Source organism: Anabaena sp. TISTR 8404, assembly GCF_056847745.1.
In genome coordinates this window covers 6,762,861-6,780,413 of record NZ_CP180578.1, presented here as the reverse complement: position 1 = coordinate 6,780,413, position 17,553 = coordinate 6,762,861, and the positions used below count along the sequence as shown (strand labels likewise).

Genomic DNA, 17,553 nt, shown 5'->3' with positions numbered 1-17,553 from the left:
TGGATCTCACCGTTCGCGTAATAGAATTTGACTGACGAGGAATTATCCACAAAATTGCTATAAATATCAGGTGAAAGCCCAAGTAAACTAATAATTTCCTGCTGTAGAGGATTTAAAGGAGGAACATAGCCAAAACGCTGACCACGGACTTCAATAATCGTCAAAGTGAGATTAGAAAAAGCACGTAATAATCGTTCAGCAGTAGGTTTATCATTCCTCTTGTTTGGATGTACAAAGTAAAACATAGGAGAGGCAAAAATGGCATTAACTGGGGTCAGAATCGTCTTGGTAGAACCAGCTGGCCCAATTAATGTGGGTGCGATCGCTCGCGTGATGAAAAATTTCGGGCTGTATAACCTGATATTAGTTAACCCTCAATGTGACCCACGATCACCAGAAGCAATGAAAATGGCAGTCCATGCCAAAGATATTTTAGAATCTGCGGTAGTAGTGGCTACTTTACCAGAAGCTTTACACGGATGCTTCAGAGCGATCGCTACAACTGCACGTGTCCGCGATTGGGGAACACCTTTAGAAACACCCCGCAGCGCTTTACCTTGGTTATTAGAAGAACCAGACAAACCCTCTGCTCTGATTTTTGGCAGAGAAGACCGAGGATTAAGTAATGAAGAATTAAATTATGCCCAGCGATTTATTCGTATTCCTACTAGCGAAATTTATCCATCTTTAAATTTGGCAACTGCTGTCGGGATTTGTTGTTATGAATTAGCGCAACAAGCCGAAATAGCTCAACCTCAAATCACCCAAGAGACAGAATTAGCGCCTTTAGAGCTTGTGGAAGCATACTATCAACAATTAGAATCACTATTGTTAGATATTGGTTATATATATCCCCATACAGCAGCTAGTCGTATGGAAAAATTTCGTCAGTTATATAATCGCGCTCGTCTGACAACTAATGAAGTGGCTATGTTGCGAGGAATTTTTCGGCAAGTCGAGTGGGCGCTGAATAATCGTAATCATGATGAAAACTTATGATACATCGATTAAGATATACGGCATCTCCCTCAAAATAGATAATATGGCTTAAACTAAACACACTACTGAGTAGTAAAAGTAGATTTCAGCATCAAGCTGCATGAACAGTCAGTTTTAGGCCGGGAGTCTGCAAGAAAAAATTCGAGTGAGTCACAAGGAGTAGCAGTGACAGAATCAAGTGACAAACTAAGAGCTTTCTCGCGGCGACAACCCGTAAACGGCCGCCAGCGATCGCGCAAAGCTCAAAAAGTGGAACCAAAAAAAGCGAAAGTTCCGCAGCCACAGCAACGTCCTGTGGTGAGAGAACAGATGGTTGCACCAGGTGCGGTCGTGGTGGGTGGAGTTCCCAGGCCAAGACAAGGACTAGTTATGCCAACGGCTGTTAAACCTATCCCCAGGAAACCAGTTAATGCTCCCCCCTACCAACCTAGTACTGTCAAAGTAAAAACAGTGCGGGTACAAAAGCCGCCAAAGCCCAAAGTAACCAGAAAAGTGTCGAAAAAGACGCGATTAAAGCCCATGGCCAGAACGATGTTGTATATTCTGCGGTTGTTGATCGTGGGAGTTGGCATGGGTGCGATCGTTGGTACAGTATTATCAGTCCTAGACCCGGCTACTCGCATCAATTCACCTTCTGCCGTGTCATCTAACACAAATAATTCTGGCCAAGTTCAGCCACAAACTACCCCTAATCCCGCAGTTGCAACTTCAGGTTTATACCTATCTCAAGAAATTACTTCATTGAAAAATGCTGTCCAAAATTTAGCAGCAACTACTCCAGACATCACTCCTGGGGTTTTCTTAGTAGATTTAGATAATGGTGGTTATGTAGATATTAATGCCTCCACTAGTTTTCCCGCAGCTAGTACCATTAAAATACCGATTTTGGTTGCCTTTTTCCAAGATGTTGACGCAGGCAAAATCCGCTTGGATGAAATGCTGACAATGGAACAAGATATGGTAGCTGGCGGTTCCGGGAATTTCCAATTCAAACCTGTCGGCACACAGTACAGTGCATTGGAAGTTGCCACCAAAATGATTACCATCAGCGACAATACAGCCACAAATATGCTGATTGCGCGTATGGGAGGCAAAGAAGCATTAAATCAGCGTTTTCGCAGTTGGGGATTAACCACAACAGTCATCAATAATAAACTTCCAGATTTACAAGGGACAAACCTCACCAGTCCTAAAGAACTGGGAAATTTGATGGCAATGTTGAATCAAGGCAACTTTGTCAGCCTGCGATCGCGTGATATTATGCTTGATATTATGCGTCGCACCGAAAGAGATAATCTCTTGCCATCTGGGTTAGGCGCAGGCGCAAGAATCTACCACAAAACAGGTGATATTGGCACCATGCTGGCAGATACAGGTTTAGTAGATATTCCCAACGGCAAACGCTACATCATTTCTGTGATGGTAAAACGTCCGAATAATGACCCCCGCGCCGAAAAACTGATCAGTTCCATTTCTCGTACTACTTACGAAAACCTGAGCCAAAGTACAGCACCTAGAATCATCAACAATAATATTCCTACAACTAATTATCCGTCCCCGGCTATTAGTTCCCCCATACCTAATCCTAATACTGGTATGATGCCTATGAGTGGTTATCCATCACCCATAAATAATCCTTCTATAAATAACAACATCCCTATGAGTGGTTATCCATCACCCATTATTAACCCACAATATTATCCGCCAAGATAAATTATCAATTTTGCATTGCTCATGACATCTACCACACCATCAATACAGTTTTTTGCAGGCATTTTTGAAGAACTCAGTAATGTCAGTTTGCGACGCGGCAAAGTTTCAGGAAAACGCATCGTCGCCATGACTTTTAATAAATTACAAGCCTTGGAAGGATTTAATAGTTTTACAAAACCCTCTTTAAATTCCATGCTGTTAACTGATGAAGAAGGTGAAATTAATGTCACTCCTTCTTCAACGCGATTTATTTTTGGTGGTGATGAAGGCGACGAATTACAACGCGTAGAATGCCAATTTGAAATCGAACAAGATGATCATTGGGAACGCTTCATGCGTTTTATGCAGCGTTACGCCGAAGCAAACGGTATGGAATATCAAGGTTAATCTTCCACTAATTTATGAGAGGCGAAATAAACTCCTGATGATTTTGGCAATTTGGCAACCAATGTCTTCCGGTTGCAGTTTTAATAAATAACAACACGTCAGGACAGTCAGAAGATTGTGTGTCAAACACAGCCAAAATCCCTACTTCTACTGTCTTGGTGTGGGCCAGTTGTGGAGTGCTGTCTCGTCATAGAGACGCTACATAATTGATGCAGCACTTGGTCAGGCGATGGCAACTGGCTAGAATTCCAACCAGGACGCATAATCTGGTAGAAGATCAGAGATGGAAACGTAGGTAAATCTGCGTTTTTACCTCACATCAGCAATCGTTGCGGCTATTGCTATTGACTATAGCGAGGCGGATGTGACTCAATAAAATTAACAATAGCAGCGTTAAACGCCTCTGGTTGTTCAATGTTCAAGTAATGACCAGTTTCAGGAAACTCCAGGTATGTAGCATTCGGTATATTCTGAGCAAGTTGCTTGAGAGTCGCAGGAGGAGCAGTAGTATCAAGCTCACCTGCTATCACTTGAACTGGGGCGCGAATCCCCGATACATCCATTTGCGGAAAATCATGAGTTGAGAAATTTTGTAATGTCTCAATGCGCGTCTCCAGATGCTCTTTGAGCAAGCGGTCAAACAGTTCAGGCTGCTGTTTAATTTTGGGGCCAAAGTTAGCAATAACGTTGCTGCGGATATACTCAGCAGTGATTTGAGGAACTTGTACTGGCTTGAGCGGAATTAAAGGTGCGCAAGCCAGCACTAGACCATCAACTAAATTGGGATGGCGTAACGCTATGGCTTGAGCAACTGCACCACCCATCGACAAACCAACGAAGTAAGTATGATCAATTCCTAGCACCTGACAAACCTGAGCAGCATCATCTGCCATTCGTGAAAGTGAATTGGGGCTGGTAAGTGAACTGGATGCTCCATACCCGCGCTGGTCAAAGGCAATGCAGCGGAAGCGATGAGCAAATGCCCGCAGTTGTGGCTCCCAGTGTTGCCAACGACCACCATTTCCATGTAGAAAAACAATTGGTAGGCCGCTGCCAGCATCATATACGCTCAGTTGTGCATCACCAATGTCAACGATTTTGGCTTCCATTTGATTTCTCCTAACTCAGACTCCTCAGCAGTTTTACTAGGTTGAAAATTGATTTTAAAAAAATAAAAAAATAATTACGAAATTATACGATGTTTTTCTCTATAGATAATTGGCATTTTATAGGGGCAAAAGATTGGTAGTAGGAAATTTCATTTATGCACTCATTAAATAAAGCTCAATGGAATAACGGCTTATTAAAGCAGCTACGATATCAGCTTGAAGCCGTAGAAATACATGATGAAAAAATTGCCAGATTCTTGTGTAGAATCATTCCTTCTCATTGTCCATTTGAAAGAACTGTGTCAATTTTAGGACGGAAACTTTTTCAAATTCCACCTTTATGCAAGTTAAACCCCTTTTATGAACAAGTAGTTGGTCTTCGTTTTAAGTGTTTGATCTATTTAGTCGATCAATGTGGTGCAGATGTGACTAACATCTAAAACAAACTCGGTTTGCTGTGCCAATGCAATTAAGACTTCGTGAACACCAAATCCTGACTAATAAATCCAGCAGCACTGCGAGATGCTTCCAAAATTGTGAGTAATCCACTTCCTGGATGAACTGCACCACCAATCCAGTACAACCCGGCAATATTTTCAGAACGAATTGGCGGGCGAAATGGGCCAAGCTGGCTCCAATTGTGACTGAGATTGAACACAGCACCTAAATGAACTCGATAATCATCCTGCCAAGTTTGGGCAGTGTAACATCTCTGGGTAACAATATGTTTTTCAATATTGTCATAACCCAACAAATGTAGGCGTTTAATCACAAAGTCTTGATAACTTTTTTGTTGATTATCCCAGTCAACAGCATAAGAAGTGTTTGGAATTGGTACTAATACAAACAATGTGCTGTGTCCGACTGGTGCATTACTGGGGTCGATAATGGTCGGATTGCAGACATAGAAAGGCGGATCAGTTTCATCTAATGCAGAATCATCTATCCAAGGGCGCTCAAGTTGACGAATATTTTCTGATAAATAAATTTGATGATGTGGTAACCCTTCGTAGCGGCGATTGATCCCCAAATAAAGCATGAAGGTAGAGCATGAAAATTGCATTTGTTGAAGCTTGCGTTCAGTGTAACGACCGCGTGCTGAAGTTGGTAGCAAGTGGCGTATAGCGTAGCCAAAGTCAGCATTGATCACAACTGCATCAAAATTTAGGCACTTTCCACCAGCTAATTCCAAACCACGAACTTTTCCTTGCTCAATCCAAACTTGATGCACTGGGGAATTGAGGTGAATTTGTACGCCTAAGTCTTGAGCCGCCTTAGCCAAACCCTGCGCCAATGCCCGGAAACCTCCCACTGGATGCCATACTCCTTGAGCAAATTCCAAAAATGGAATCAGACTGAATACACTCGCTGCCACAGTCGGATGCATTCCCAAATATTTTGAGGGATAGCTCAACGCATACACTAATCGCTCATCCTGAAAAAATCGCCAAAAGTGTTGATATAAAGTCTCCCAAGGACGGAATGAAAGTAGAGCAAAAATTTCATCCCAACGCAAGTAACCTAATAAACTCCGCACAGGGCTACCTAGATAAGGCTTGTAGCCTAATTCATATTTACGAATATGTTCTGTGTACCAACGATCAAATGCTAATGGTAAATCTGGGCGCAAGTTTGCCAGTTGTGTTTTTAAGGCTGCCAAATCGGTAGTTAAATCGAGTTGTGTGCCATCCCAAAATTTTAGGCGAGTGTAGGGTTCTAATCTTTTGAGTTGAACATAGTCAGCAAAATTTAAGCCTGCTTCCTGAAAAAGCTCTTCATATAAGTGTGGTAGTTGGAGAATAGTCGGCCCTGTATCAAAAGCGTAGGCATCAACTTCTAAGCCACGCATCCGTCCACCTACGCGTTCAGCCGCCTCAAAGATTTGCACTTGATACCCTAGCCCAGCCAGGCGGATGGCTGTGGCTAAACCACCAGGGCCGGCTCCGACGATCGCAATTTGTTTAGACATAGATAACGACACACACTTCCACACTGATAATATCGGTACTTGTCCAAATGTGATAGTCAGAAATGCGATCGCTCAAAGGCTGTTTGTCAATGATTATGAAGTAATCAAATAAGACTTTGCCAGTTGTTTCAACATTCAGACCACAGGGATAGCCAGCATTTTGAGGAGACAGTGCGTTGTTTAGATTAGAACAAAAAATAACTTGATTAATATTAAATGAAAGTTTATGGCATTGATATTTAAACTTTGCTTATGGTGTTTGTTTCTAGACTGAAAGTGACTTCTGTAAAACGATATAACCACAAAGTTTTTCTGTAACATTCAATATTCATGCTGTTGTAATTTGCATTTCAAAACCTAAATTTACTGGGTGCAATAATTCGTATTACCCAGAAAATATAAGCATGAAAGCGTGAATAGACCAATTCTCATTTCCCCTCAAGAACTCACGTCTGTATTAGCAGAAAAATCATTAAATCATGTAATTATTGATACGCGAAGTCCAGAAGATTATACTATTTCTCATATTCCTCAATCTGTCAATATTAGAGATTTTTTTACCTATCTTTTAGATAAATCCTCACCAGCAGGATTAAAAAAAATGCAAGAGCATTTTGCAGAAATTATGAGCCAGTTAGGAATATCTGGTGCTGAATGGATAATTGTGTATGAAGATAGTTTAAATCAAGGTTATGGTCAATCTTGCCGAGCAGCTTTTTTACTGAAGTATTTGGGTTGCACTCAAGTGTCTATCTTACATGGAGGATATAAAGCATGGCTGAAGGCAGGATTACCTGTAACTGATGAATTACCATTACGTGAAAGCAGTATATTTAGATTGCATCCCAACGCTGACATACTTGTGACGACTGAAGATATGTTGCAAGCAATTGACAATCCAGCAATTATCAAATTAGATGTGCGCGATCGCTTAGAATGGCAGGGATTGAGTTCTTCTCCTTACTCTGTTGATTTTTGTCCTCGTAAGGGTAGAATCCCTAACGCTGTATGGCTAGAATGGCATCGTCTGATGACCTCTGTTTCGGAAATACCTATGTTTCGCTCAAAAGCTGAAATTCTAGAAATTTGTGAATCTTTAGGTATTACTTCTGACTCTTCTGTCTATATTTACTGCTTTAAAGGTTCAAGGGCGGCGAATACTCTGATTGCTCTGCAAACAGCAGGAATTTATGCGAGGAATTATTTCGGGTCTTGGAATGAATGGTCTAGTGACTTATCACTACCAATCGATAGCACAGTACTTTGAAGACAATGGGTTACAGGTATTAGTAGGATAGATTCTAGTAACCTGTTGAAAACAAGCGATCGTGTAATATTAACTAAAAAAATCTACAGTTTTTACATTACCAATGTATTTATTTTGTATGATTAGGGTTGCTAATAATTTTTATCCCTAAAATTTTTAGAGTTCCATGATTATGGTGAATATTAAGTGAGGTCAACTCTTGACTTAATACATAAAAGCTACCCCTAATACTGACACAATTGTAAATTCCATTCTTGGCTTTGTTAAGCGTTATTGTCGCATTTCTTTGATTATTTATACCTTTAAGTATTAAAATGCCAGCAAAATTGAAGCTACCAGATGTAGTTAATTTATCGCTATTAAAACTAGCAGTGATATTGGCAAAATTATAGCCTAAAAACTTCATGTTTCCTGCAATGCAGGCAGAATTATTGATATTACCATTAGTTCCTTTATTCAGAGTGACTGTCGCGCTGTTAAAAGCTAAAATACCAAAATTGAAATTACTCGCTGCTTGAACCCCGTTTTCATTAATGCTGATACCTAACGCAGTGAATTGTTTGTTTAGAAGAATAATATCACCTAAACCAAAAAGCTTTCTATTTGTTGCATCAAATTTGAAATTAGGGACATTCAGTTTCATAATATTGCCGAAATTAAGCAATACATTATTAATTGAAATGTTCTGAGTATTAAATGATAATGTGCCGCTACCCAAAGTTTGATTAAAAGCAATAATATTGGCTGTTCCTGTGGCGCTTTTGTTTGTTAAATTGACAGAAAGGTTCGGAATAGCAAAATTTAAGAAGCCTGCTAAACTTAACTGAACATTCTTCAGGTTAACACTATTTTTGCTAACATCAAACGTAATACCTGCTAGGGTATTGCCTAAAACTGAAATTGTTCCTGAACCACTACCAATACCAGATTTTATATCAATACTTAGGGCATCAACATCAATATCCAATAGATTTACTAAAGTGAGGTCAAAATTTTTAAATGTAGCCTTAGTAGGGGTAATGTTAAATTCAATATTGGCAATTTCATTGTCAAAAATCTCTAAATAACCATCTCCTTGAAGATACTGCTCACTAGGCGTTACTTTTAAAGATAAATCTAAACTCTCATCATCTGTTCCTTTAATTTTCAGAAATCCTAAATCGATTTCTAGAACTTTTAACACCCCACTGATATTCTTAAAAGTTTTATCGCTATGAAGAATTAATATTGCTTCATGATCCCAAGCATTAACTTTGCCATTAATTTCTAACCCTTCTGATATCGGTTGACCTGCAATTGTTGTCGGAAAAGGAACATACTTAATTAAAGGATTAAATTTTCCATCTCCATCTCCATCAATTGGTTCAATGTTTAAGTTCACAAAGTTTTCTAAAAACCCTAATGCTTGGTTAACGGCATCAATTGAATAACCTACTTGTTTAGTAATAAAAGAGCTAACTGGCCCTCGCCACAAATCTATTAAGCAAATTGCTTGCCTGGGATTTAAAATTAAAGCTAATCTTTCAGGATCATTAGTATCCATTAGGAATGCTACCTCAAGGTCTGCTTTTTCCCATTTCAAATCACCAATGAAGCCAAAGTTATCAAAATAAGGTGGTAAATATGTTCCGCCTCCTTGAAACCTAACATTGCGCAGTTCAGTACCTACCAAACCGTAGGGATTACACCAAGGTTTGTCACTTTGTTGGCTGAAAAATGCTGTTAAAGATTCGGGTTCGAGAGAGAGATTTCCACAGAGTAATAATTTAGGTTCGTTTTCTTGGGTGGGATCATATCCTTGAAGAATTAAGTTTCCGGTTAATCCAAAGTTTGGTTCTAAATCAGCACCAATGTTTAACCCTATAAGTAAATTATTAAAAGTAGCCTGAAATTGTTTCTGGGAAAATAGCTGAATATCGCCTGCAATGTTACCTGTTAAGCTAACTTGTCCAGTGGGATTAAAGTTAATTATGGCTTCAAAGCCAGCCATTCCTAAGTTTTCATAAATAAATCTACTAAAATTTGTATTCCAGTTCTTAAAATCAATATTTCCGATAAAATTCAATCCTTCGCTTAAGTTAATACTACCAAATTTTGAATGTGTAAAAGAATAGCCGAGGTTAGTGATAATTAACTCTGGGCTGCTTAATTTTAAATCATTAATAATAGGTAATGTATTGGATAAAAAGCTAAAATTAAAATTTTTAGGTAATCTATATTGCAGTATAGGTTGTTTACCGAAAATTATTTCAATGCTTTGGTTATTGAGTAAACCTTTAAAATTGAGTTCAATTCCTTGAGAAGTATGATAAATTCTGTATTTTGGTGCTGATATTCTGATTTCGTAGTTGCCAAATATTGCAAGAATCAGTCTATTAAGGGCTACATCCATATAAGGAACTGTACTATGGATGTTAAAAATTTTTTCTAAATTTAACTGCAACTCATGGTCAAAATCTAAATAAATACTTGAACTCGAATTGCCTAGATTTATATAATCTAAAGATTCAAGTTTTAATTTGATATCATCAGGTAAAGTAATTTTAGCTAAATTTAAGATATTAGTCATAAGTAAATTTATATGCATTTATAGTGTGTCATTAACGTTGCCAAAAGCATCCCTTGCCTGTTGAGTCCAGATTTTGAAGGGTTGAGGCATTGAAATTATAGCCGCCAACTGCATTTCTATGAGCATCAAAAACTACGGCAAGCACTGAAAAACATCTGTTGGGGGGGATATTAGTAAGTATTTCAGGAGTTTTGGGCAGTGCTAGGTTGAATACCTGTTTTAATTATGATGAATAATAGGAGACAACAAGACTCTGAGTAGTTTTAAAATACAGACAACAGTAACAATTCTTCACAATTGAAAGGTCAAAAAAATTCATGCGACGAAATCAAATCATTATTGCAAGCACCATAGGCACATTAGCAGCCATATCCATAGGGTATATCGGAGTTCAAATATTTGGACGAGATACAATGTACGGGGTGAGTGCTGGTATGTTTGGAGTGGGTGCTGGAGACTATCTTGGTCAGGTTGTTGCTAAGAAAAAGCAGCGACGAAGATTAGTAATGATATAAGTCAATAAGCTGATAAAGGATAGAGGCTAGTGTAGTGTAGTTCATGTAAATGAAAGGTGCTATGTTTGCCTCTTTTAGTTGATTGGTAAGTGCGATCGCTGCTGGTAGCATTCGAGTACTACCATTTTGATATTCATGAAAAATTTTGTTAAGTAGAACTGCTAGTAAGCATCTCAGGGTTTTGAGGTAGTACTGTGGTAAATGCTGGGCTGAAATGGGAATAATACCTCAAAGCATTACGGAGTAATACTGATGGAAGAATATTTAAGAGAAGCCATAGGTCTAAGTAGTTCTCAAATCACACCCGAACCATTACCAAAACCTGAAGTCGAACCGCAGCCACAAGTCACTATCTACGATTTTGCGGACTTACTTCTCAAAAATGAACCACCCAAAATCGAACGTCACCAGAGCAGTAATATAGTGATAAAAATTCAGTTACTGTAGGCAGATAATCATTGCTCAGACTTGCCCATAATCTTAATTTTGTAGAAAAAAATTTTATAATTATTGCAAATAATCGTCGTTTATTAGGCGATCGCCATTGGGATATGACGGCTAACGTTGCAGATATAGTGTGCTATTTACCTGCACCAATGGTCGCTTTACGCACCCTCAAGTCAGAAGTAGCAGTAGGTTTAAAATCTGATGCTTCGTGGTTAACGAACGGACAATGGGGTGTGATCCAGTTTGTGGCTTAGTTTGGATATTTGTATGAAACTGCGATCGCATCAACATTATATTAAGGCAGCATATAGTAAGTTAGTCAACAAATGCTTGCCAACTTATGTTTGTTTCTCCCGAAGTTCCTTCACCGCAAGAATTAAAGGAATTAGCGCAGCAATTTTCTGAGTTAGACATTCCATCTATAGAGGCTTGTTTAGCATTTTTGAATACGACATCTCTGGTTTATGCTGCATTAGATACCCATTTAGCTCGTCATCAGCTATCGATGGGCAAATTTACAGTTCTGATGCAATTATTCCGCACCAAAGGGCAAGGCTTAACACCTTCCGAATGTGCGGAACGTTCTGGTGTAACTCGTGGAACGATCACAGGACTATTGGATAATTTGGAAAAAGATGGACTCGTGAAGCGTCAACCACACCCAGAAGATAGGCGGCGTTTAATTGTCCAATTAACTCCCCAAGGACAGCAAAAGTTAACTCAAATGCTACCAGAGCATTTTTTTCGCACAACTGGGATGATGGCTCATTTGACTTCTGCTGAGAAGAAAACACTGATTGAGTTATTATCCAAACTACAGGCGGGACTTCCTGCTATGCGAGATATTTAAGAACGAAAAGCTAGAAGATGGTTTTTTGAAACTCTCAAATTTATATTTCGTGAAAAGAAACCTTCACGCTGAAGAAAGCTATTTCAAAATTCGGTCTAGCAAGCTGCTAGCAGATTGTGCATTAGCGTATGATTACTGCGAGTGTTTTGGCGCTATTTGTAAAATATTTTATATGTATGGGAATACTAAATCTGATGTTGGAAATTTGGCGTTATGATTAGTATTCCCGGTTATCGCTTGAGCAACAAACTTTATGACGGTTCGAGAACCGTAGTTTATCAAGGGATTCAAGAGATTGATTCATTACCAGTAATCATTAAAGTACTAAAGAATCAATATCCCAGCTTTAGTGAACTAGTACAATTTCGCAATCAATACGCCATTGCTAACAACCTTAACTATCATGGAATTATTCAAACTTACAGCTTAGAACCATTACACAATAGCTTTGCGTTAGTAATGGAAGATTTTGGCGGGATTTCTCTGAAGGATTATTTCTCTAACAATAATGTCGTATCTTTAAATCAATTTTTACAAATTGCGATCGCTCTGTGCGATACCTTAGACATACTCTACCGCGCTCGCATTATTCATAAAGATATTAAACCCAGCAATATTTTAATTAATCCCGAAACCAAACAAGTTAAATTAATTGACTTTAGTATTGCCTCTTTACTACCAAGAGAAACTCAAACTCTCGTCAATCCCAATGTTTTAGAGGGGACATTGGCTTATATTTCTCCAGAACAAACAGGCAGAATGAATCGAGGGATTGACTACCGCACAGATTTGTATTCTTTGGGTATAACCTTCTATGAATTACTAACAGGGCAATTACCATTTTCATCGAATGATGCAATGGAGTTAGTACATTGTCACATTGCCAAAATCGCACCATTAGTCCATGAAATCAATTCAGAAATTCCCTCTGTTATCTCAAGAATTGTCAGCAAATTGATGGCGAAGAATGCTGAAGATAGATACCAAAGTGCTTTGGGGCTGAAGTTTGATTTAGAGAAGTGTTTATATCAACTCAAAGAAACTGGTAGGATTGAGAGTTTTGAAATTGGGCGAAGGGATGTGTGCGATCGCTTCCTCATTCCTGATAAACTCTATGGCAGAGACATGGAGGTTCAAACCCTTCTGCAAGCATTTGAGCGAGTCAGTCAGGGTGCAACGGAAATGATGCTGGTTGCTGGATTTTCTGGTATTGGCAAAACAGCAGTCGTCAACGAAGTACATAAACCAATTGTCAGACAACGCGGCTATTTTATCAAAGGTAAATTTGACCAGTTTCAACGTAATATTCCCTTCAGCGCTTTTGTGCAAGCATTTCGAGATTTAATCGGGCAGTTGTTAACAGAAAATGATATTCAGTTAGCTCAATGGAAAGATAACATCCTATCAGCAGTTGGCGAAAACGGTCAAGTAATTATTGAAGTTATTCCCGAATTAGAACGCATTATTGGCAAACAACCACCAGCGATAGAATTATCAGGAATAGAGGCACAAAATCGCTTTAATTTATTATTCCAAAAATTTACGCAAGTCTTTACTATTGCAGAACATCCCTTAATTATCTTTTTAGATGATTTGCAATGGGCAGATTCAGCATCACTAAAATTAATGCAACAATTAATGGCTGATACAGGCCATCTTTTCATCATTGGTGCGTACCGCGATAACGAGGTAACTTCAGGACATCCACTAATGTTGACTTTGAGTGAAATTGAGAAAATACCAGCAGCAATTAGTACAATTACTTTAGCACCATTATCTCAATCTCAAGTAAATAAGTTAGTCGCTGACACCCTAAAATGTCCAGAAAGTTTGGCGTTGAATCTTTCTCAGTTAGTTTATCGCAAAACTCAAGGAAATCCATTTTATACAACTCAGTTTCTGAAAGCATTACATCAAGATAAACTGATTGAATTTGACTTTGAATTAGGATGTTGGCAATGCGACATTGCACAAATTAATCAACAGGCAGTTACAGATGATGTTGTTGCCTTTATGGCGTTGCAACTAAAAAAATTGCCAGAATCAACTCAAAAGGTATTACAATTAGCTGCTTGTATCGGCAATCAGTTTGATGTTGCAACTTTGGCTATTGTTTCAGAGCAATCAGAAGTAGAAACAGCAGCCTGTCTATGGAAAGCTTTACAAGAAGGATTGATTTTACCAATTAGTGATGTTTATAAGTTTTATCAAGGAGAGAATAATCAGCAATTTGCCTTAGAAAATATCAATAAACAATTAGCTAAATATAAATTTTTACACGATCGCATTCAACAAGCTGCCTATTCTCTAATTCCTGATGACCAAAAACAAACAACTCACTACCAAATTGGACAACTACTGCTGCAACAGATTCCAACAGCAGCAAGAGAAGACAGAATTTTTGAAATAGTTAATCAATTAGATCGCGGCACTACTTTAATTGCCGAACAAACACAACGATATGAATTAGCCCAACTTAATTTAATTGCTTGTCGCAAGGCTAAAAATTCCACTGCCTATCAAGCAGCGGGTGAATATGCCAAAATTGGATTATCTTTGTTAGGAGAAAAAACTTGGCAAGAGCAATATGAAATGAGCCTCGATTTCCATGAATTAGCTGCGGAAATCGCTTCTTTATGCGGCGAATTTGCAGTAATGGAACAGTTGGTTGATAGTGTTATTGAACAGGCACACTCTCTGCTCGAAAAGGTGAATGTCTACTGTATTAGAATTCAGTCTTATATCTTTCAGAATAAAATAGTCAAAGTCCTTGATATCGGACAGAATCTCCTGCAACAGCTTGGCATAACTTTTCCTGAATCACCCACACCCGTAGATCTTCAACAGTTAATTCAAGAGATTAAGGAATTGATTGGAAATCAAGAAATTGCAGATTTAGTTGATTTACCTGTAATGACAAATCGGGAAGTCTCGGCAATTATCCAGATTGCTAGTAATCTCATCCCAGCAGCGTACAACAGTGGTTCTATCTTGTGTCCATTACTGGTGGCGTTATCAGTCAAATTATCCATTCAGTATGGAAATACAGTAACTTCTGCATTTAGTTACGCTAACTATGGCTTTATTCTCTGCAATTTTTTCCAAGATGTAGATACAGGGACAAAGTTTGGCCAATTGTCACTGCAAATTATCTCTAAATTTGACGCTAAAGCTATTAAACCAGAAGTGCTTTTGGTGCTGGCAGGTTTTGTTCTGCACCGCAAATCTCACATCAAAGATATCCTCCCACTTTTGCAAGATGGCTACATGACTGGTTTAGAAGTTGGCAGCACGAAGTTTGCTGGGTATCATGCCCGAACCTTTTGTAACGCTTCTTTTTGGTGTAATCAGCCTCTTGCTACTGTTGAACAAAATGCTCGTGCTTACTACAACGGATTGATGCAATTGAACCAAGCGGCACTAGCTAATCATTGTCGCCTTTCTTGGCAGTCGGCATTAAATTTGCTGGGTTTTGGGGAGCATTCTTGTGTTTTGTCTGGGGAAGCTGTACGAGAGGCAGAAATGCTGCCGCAGCTAATTTCTGAGAATGATGTCAGTGAGTTATGTGTATTCTATTCATATAAACTTATGCTCTGTTTCTTATTTGGTGAAATTGAGCAAGCGCAAAATTATACTGTTGAATGCAGTCGTTATTTAAATGCTGCTAAGGGATTAGTATACGAACCTGCGTTTTATTTCTATGATTCTTTGATTGCTCTAGCAGCTTTAAATTTGCGATCGGAACAAGTAGCAGAGGTATTTCAACGAGTAGAGCAGAACCAAACTCAACTACAACACTGGGCGCAATATGCTCCAATGAATTATCAACATAAAGTTGATTTGGTGGAAGCAGAAAAATGTCGAGTGTTAGGAAAGAAAGTCGAAGCAATGGATTTATACGACAAGGCAATATCTGGAGCCAAAGCCAACGAATATATCCAAGAAGAAGCTCTTGCCAATGAACTCGCCGCTAAATTTTACCTCGACTGGGGCAGACAGCATATTGCCCAAGACTATACGATTGAAGCCTATTACGGTTATGCTCGCTGGGGTGCAAAAGCCAAAGTCGCCGATATAGAAAAGCGTTACCCGCAATTATTGGGTTCTATCTTCCAACAAACTCGCACTCTTGTCTCAGTTAACGAAACTGTCTTCAACTTGGGAACTGTTACCGCTACTAGTTCTTCTACAAGTGTCTCCCATTCTCTTGATTTAGTTACTATTCTCAAAGCCTCGCAAACTCTCTCTGGTGAAATTGAACTGGAAAAACTGCTGGTATCGTTACTTTCTATTGTCATTGAAAATGTGGGGGCTGATAAATGTGTATTAATGCTGTTACGAGACGATCGCTTGCTGATTGAAGGATTAATTACTCTCTTAACAGAGCCAGTTGTATTGCAGCATCTCCCCATTGAGGAAAGCCTAGAAATTCCTCTGAAACTAATTTACAAAGTCAAAAATGAGCAGCAAACTACTGTGCTGACTGATGCGAGTACCGATCTCACCTTAGCTAACGATCCGTATATCATCCGTCAACAGCCTAAGAGTATCATGTGCAACCCGATTTTATATCAGGGCAAGTTGTTGGGGTTGTTATACCTAGAAAATAGTTTAGTTACAGGGGCGTTCAGTGGCGATCGCGTCGAACTACTCAACGTACTCTGCACTCAAGCCGCAATTTCTCTAGAAAACGCTCGATTATATGAACGATCGCAGCAATATGCCCAACAATTAGAACAGGCATTAAACAAATTACAAAATGCTCAATTACAAATTGTTCAAAGTGAAAAAATGTCTGCGTTGGGTAACTTAGTTGCCGGTGTCGCTCACGAAATGAATAATCCTTTGGGTTTTATTGCTGCCAGTCTCGAACAAGCTAAACCCTCACTTGCAGATATTGTTGAACACCTAAAACTATATCAAGAAACTTGCCAAAACCAGAGTGAACAAATTATTGACCATGCGGTCGAAATTGATTTGGAATATACCTTGGCAGATTTACCAAAGGCGATTGATTCGATGACTATGGCTTGCGATCGCCTGAAAAATATCAGTACTAGTCTCCGCACCTTCTCTCGTGCTGACAAAGATTACAAAGTACCATTTAATATCCACGAAGGAATTGACAGTACAGTTTTAATTCTCAAACATCGCCTCAAAGCTAACGAACAACGCCCAGCAATTGAAGTGAAAACTGATTATGGCAACCTACCTCAAGTTGAGTGTTTTCCAGGACAATTAAATCAAGTATTTATGAATATTCTGGCTAATGCTATTGATGCTTTAGAAGAATCAAATCATGGACGTAGCTTTCAGGAAATACAAGCCAATCCCAACCGCATTAAGATTGCTACCGTAGTGAAAGATAACCAAGTAAAAATATCAATTTCTGATAACGGTATGGGTATGAGTGAATCAGTTAAACAAAAAATATTTGACCATTTATTTACTACCAAAGCTGTTGGTAAAGGGACAGGTTTAGGATTGGCGATCGCTCGGCAAATTATAGTAGAAAAGCACGGCGGTTCCCTCGAATGCAATTCCTCTCCCGGTCAAGGTACAGAATTTGCAATCTTCATTCCAATTCGATAGTCAGCTGACAAACAATACAGCAGGGAACAGGGAACAGGCTTGAAAGTCCTGTGTTACATTGCTTTTTGGTGAAAACTTGTACCTCATTCACCTGCAATCTGCTGTAAATGGTTTTAGCCAGAGATTTAAATGTGTG

General features: G+C 38.9%; 12 protein-coding genes and 2 pseudogenes. 10 read left to right on the top strand and 4 right to left on the bottom strand.

Annotated elements, in window-relative coordinates; genetic code table 11:
* Nucleotides 1-35: 35 nt before the first annotated feature.
* Nucleotides 36-239: pseudogene (locus ACMX3D_RS29160) on the bottom strand (IS1634 family transposase); the annotation flags it as partial.
* 19 nt (nt 240-258) lie between these two features.
* Here ACMX3D_RS29160 and ACMX3D_RS29155 point away from each other — a divergent pair.
* From ACMX3D_RS29155 to psb28, 3 genes are all read left to right on the top strand, one after another.
* Entirely contained in the window at nt 259-999 is a 741-nt protein-coding gene (locus tag ACMX3D_RS29155) for an RNA methyltransferase (protein WP_482749245.1), read from the top strand.
* Nucleotides 1,000-1,164: 165 nt separating this feature from the next.
* A complete protein-coding gene (locus ACMX3D_RS29150) occupies nt 1,165-2,712 on the top strand; it encodes a serine hydrolase (RefSeq protein ID WP_482749244.1) in 1,548 nt (515 codons plus the stop codon).
* Nucleotides 2,713-2,733: 21 nt separating this feature from the next.
* Nucleotides 2,734-3,099, top strand: coding sequence for a photosystem II reaction center protein Psb28 (gene psb28 / locus ACMX3D_RS29145; RefSeq protein WP_229543093.1), 366 nt, complete (start codon nt 2,734-2,736; stop codon nt 3,097-3,099).
* 341 nt (nt 3,100-3,440) lie between these two features.
* Here psb28 and ACMX3D_RS29140 read toward each other — a convergent pair whose 3' ends face one another.
* Nucleotides 3,441-4,208 (bottom strand): alpha/beta fold hydrolase, encoded by a 768-nt coding sequence (locus ACMX3D_RS29140; RefSeq protein WP_482749243.1) that lies wholly within the window; start codon nt 4,206-4,208, stop codon nt 3,441-3,443.
* Nucleotides 4,209-4,363: 155 nt separating this feature from the next.
* On the opposite strand from ACMX3D_RS29140, the gene ACMX3D_RS29135 reads away from it, so the two are divergent.
* The gene (locus ACMX3D_RS29135) at nt 4,364-4,648 is read left to right on the top strand and encodes a Mo-dependent nitrogenase C-terminal domain-containing protein (protein WP_482749242.1); all 285 of its coding nucleotides are present in this window, start codon (nt 4,364-4,366) and stop codon (nt 4,646-4,648) included.
* 29 nt (nt 4,649-4,677) lie between these two features.
* Here the strand turns inward: ACMX3D_RS29135 and ACMX3D_RS29130 are convergent, their stop codons facing one another.
* The gene (locus ACMX3D_RS29130; RefSeq protein WP_482749241.1) at nt 4,678-6,177 is read right to left on the bottom strand and encodes a phytoene desaturase family protein; all 1,500 of its coding nucleotides are present in this window, start codon (nt 6,175-6,177) and stop codon (nt 4,678-4,680) included.
* 412 nt (nt 6,178-6,589) lie between these two features.
* Between ACMX3D_RS29130 and ACMX3D_RS29125 the strand changes: the two genes are divergently transcribed.
* The gene (locus tag ACMX3D_RS29125; protein ID WP_482749240.1) at nt 6,590-7,444 is read left to right on the top strand and encodes a sulfurtransferase; all 855 of its coding nucleotides are present in this window, start codon (nt 6,590-6,592) and stop codon (nt 7,442-7,444) included.
* 109 nt (nt 7,445-7,553) lie between these two features.
* On the opposite strand, the gene ACMX3D_RS29120 is transcribed toward ACMX3D_RS29125, so the two are convergent.
* On the bottom strand, nt 7,554-10,013 hold the full coding sequence (locus ACMX3D_RS29120) for a hypothetical protein (RefSeq protein ID WP_482749239.1): 2,460 nt from the start codon (nt 10,011-10,013) through the stop codon (nt 7,554-7,556).
* Nucleotides 10,014-10,330: 317 nt separating this feature from the next.
* Between ACMX3D_RS29120 and ACMX3D_RS29115 the strand changes: the two genes are divergently transcribed.
* The 5 genes and pseudogenes from ACMX3D_RS29115 (at nt 10,331) to ACMX3D_RS29095 (ending at nt 17,417) form a co-directional block, all read left to right on the top strand.
* Nucleotides 10,331-10,528: a hypothetical protein gene (locus tag ACMX3D_RS29115; protein WP_482749238.1), complete on the top strand. Its 198-nt coding sequence runs from the start codon at nt 10,331-10,333 to the stop codon at nt 10,526-10,528.
* Nucleotides 10,529-10,780: 252 nt separating this feature from the next.
* Nucleotides 10,781-10,975: a hypothetical protein gene (locus ACMX3D_RS29110; RefSeq protein WP_482749237.1), complete on the top strand. Its 195-nt coding sequence runs from the start codon at nt 10,781-10,783 to the stop codon at nt 10,973-10,975.
* Nucleotides 10,976-11,040: 65 nt separating this feature from the next.
* Nucleotides 11,041-11,229: pseudogene (locus ACMX3D_RS29105) on the top strand (hypothetical protein); the annotation flags it as partial.
* Nucleotides 11,230-11,315: 86 nt separating this feature from the next.
* A complete protein-coding gene (locus ACMX3D_RS29100; RefSeq protein ID WP_482749236.1) occupies nt 11,316-11,825 on the top strand; it encodes a MarR family winged helix-turn-helix transcriptional regulator in 510 nt (169 codons plus the stop codon).
* A gap of 213 nt (nt 11,826-12,038) precedes the next feature.
* Entirely contained in the window at nt 12,039-17,417 is a 5,379-nt protein-coding gene (locus tag ACMX3D_RS29095; protein ID WP_482749235.1) for a trifunctional serine/threonine-protein kinase/ATP-binding protein/sensor histidine kinase, read from the top strand.
* Nucleotides 17,418-17,553: the final 136 nt, after the last annotated feature.

Excerpts from the sequence above, each read along its gene's own strand:
- ACMX3D_RS29155 (WP_482749245.1), top strand. The coding sequence starts at position 259 with ATGGCATTAACTGGGGTCAGAATCGTCTTGGTAGAACCAGCTGGCCCA.
- psb28 (WP_229543093.1), top strand. The coding sequence starts at position 2,734 with ATGACATCTACCACACCATCAATACAGTTTTTTGCAGGCATTTTTGAA.
- ACMX3D_RS29140 (WP_482749243.1), bottom strand. The coding sequence starts at position 4,208 with ATGGAAGCCAAAATCGTTGACATTGGTGATGCACAACTGAGCGTATAT.
- ACMX3D_RS29135 (WP_482749242.1), top strand. The coding sequence starts at position 4,364 with ATGCACTCATTAAATAAAGCTCAATGGAATAACGGCTTATTAAAGCAG.
- ACMX3D_RS29130 (WP_482749241.1), bottom strand. The coding sequence starts at position 6,177 with ATGTCTAAACAAATTGCGATCGTCGGAGCCGGCCCTGGTGGTTTAGCC.
- ACMX3D_RS29120 (WP_482749239.1), bottom strand. The coding sequence starts at position 10,013 with ATGACTAATATCTTAAATTTAGCTAAAATTACTTTACCTGATGATATC.
- ACMX3D_RS29115 (WP_482749238.1), top strand. The coding sequence starts at position 10,331 with ATGCGACGAAATCAAATCATTATTGCAAGCACCATAGGCACATTAGCA.
- ACMX3D_RS29110 (WP_482749237.1), top strand. The coding sequence starts at position 10,781 with ATGGAAGAATATTTAAGAGAAGCCATAGGTCTAAGTAGTTCTCAAATC.
- ACMX3D_RS29100 (WP_482749236.1), top strand. The coding sequence starts at position 11,316 with ATGTTTGTTTCTCCCGAAGTTCCTTCACCGCAAGAATTAAAGGAATTA.
- ACMX3D_RS29095 (WP_482749235.1), top strand. The coding sequence starts at position 12,039 with ATGATTAGTATTCCCGGTTATCGCTTGAGCAACAAACTTTATGACGGT.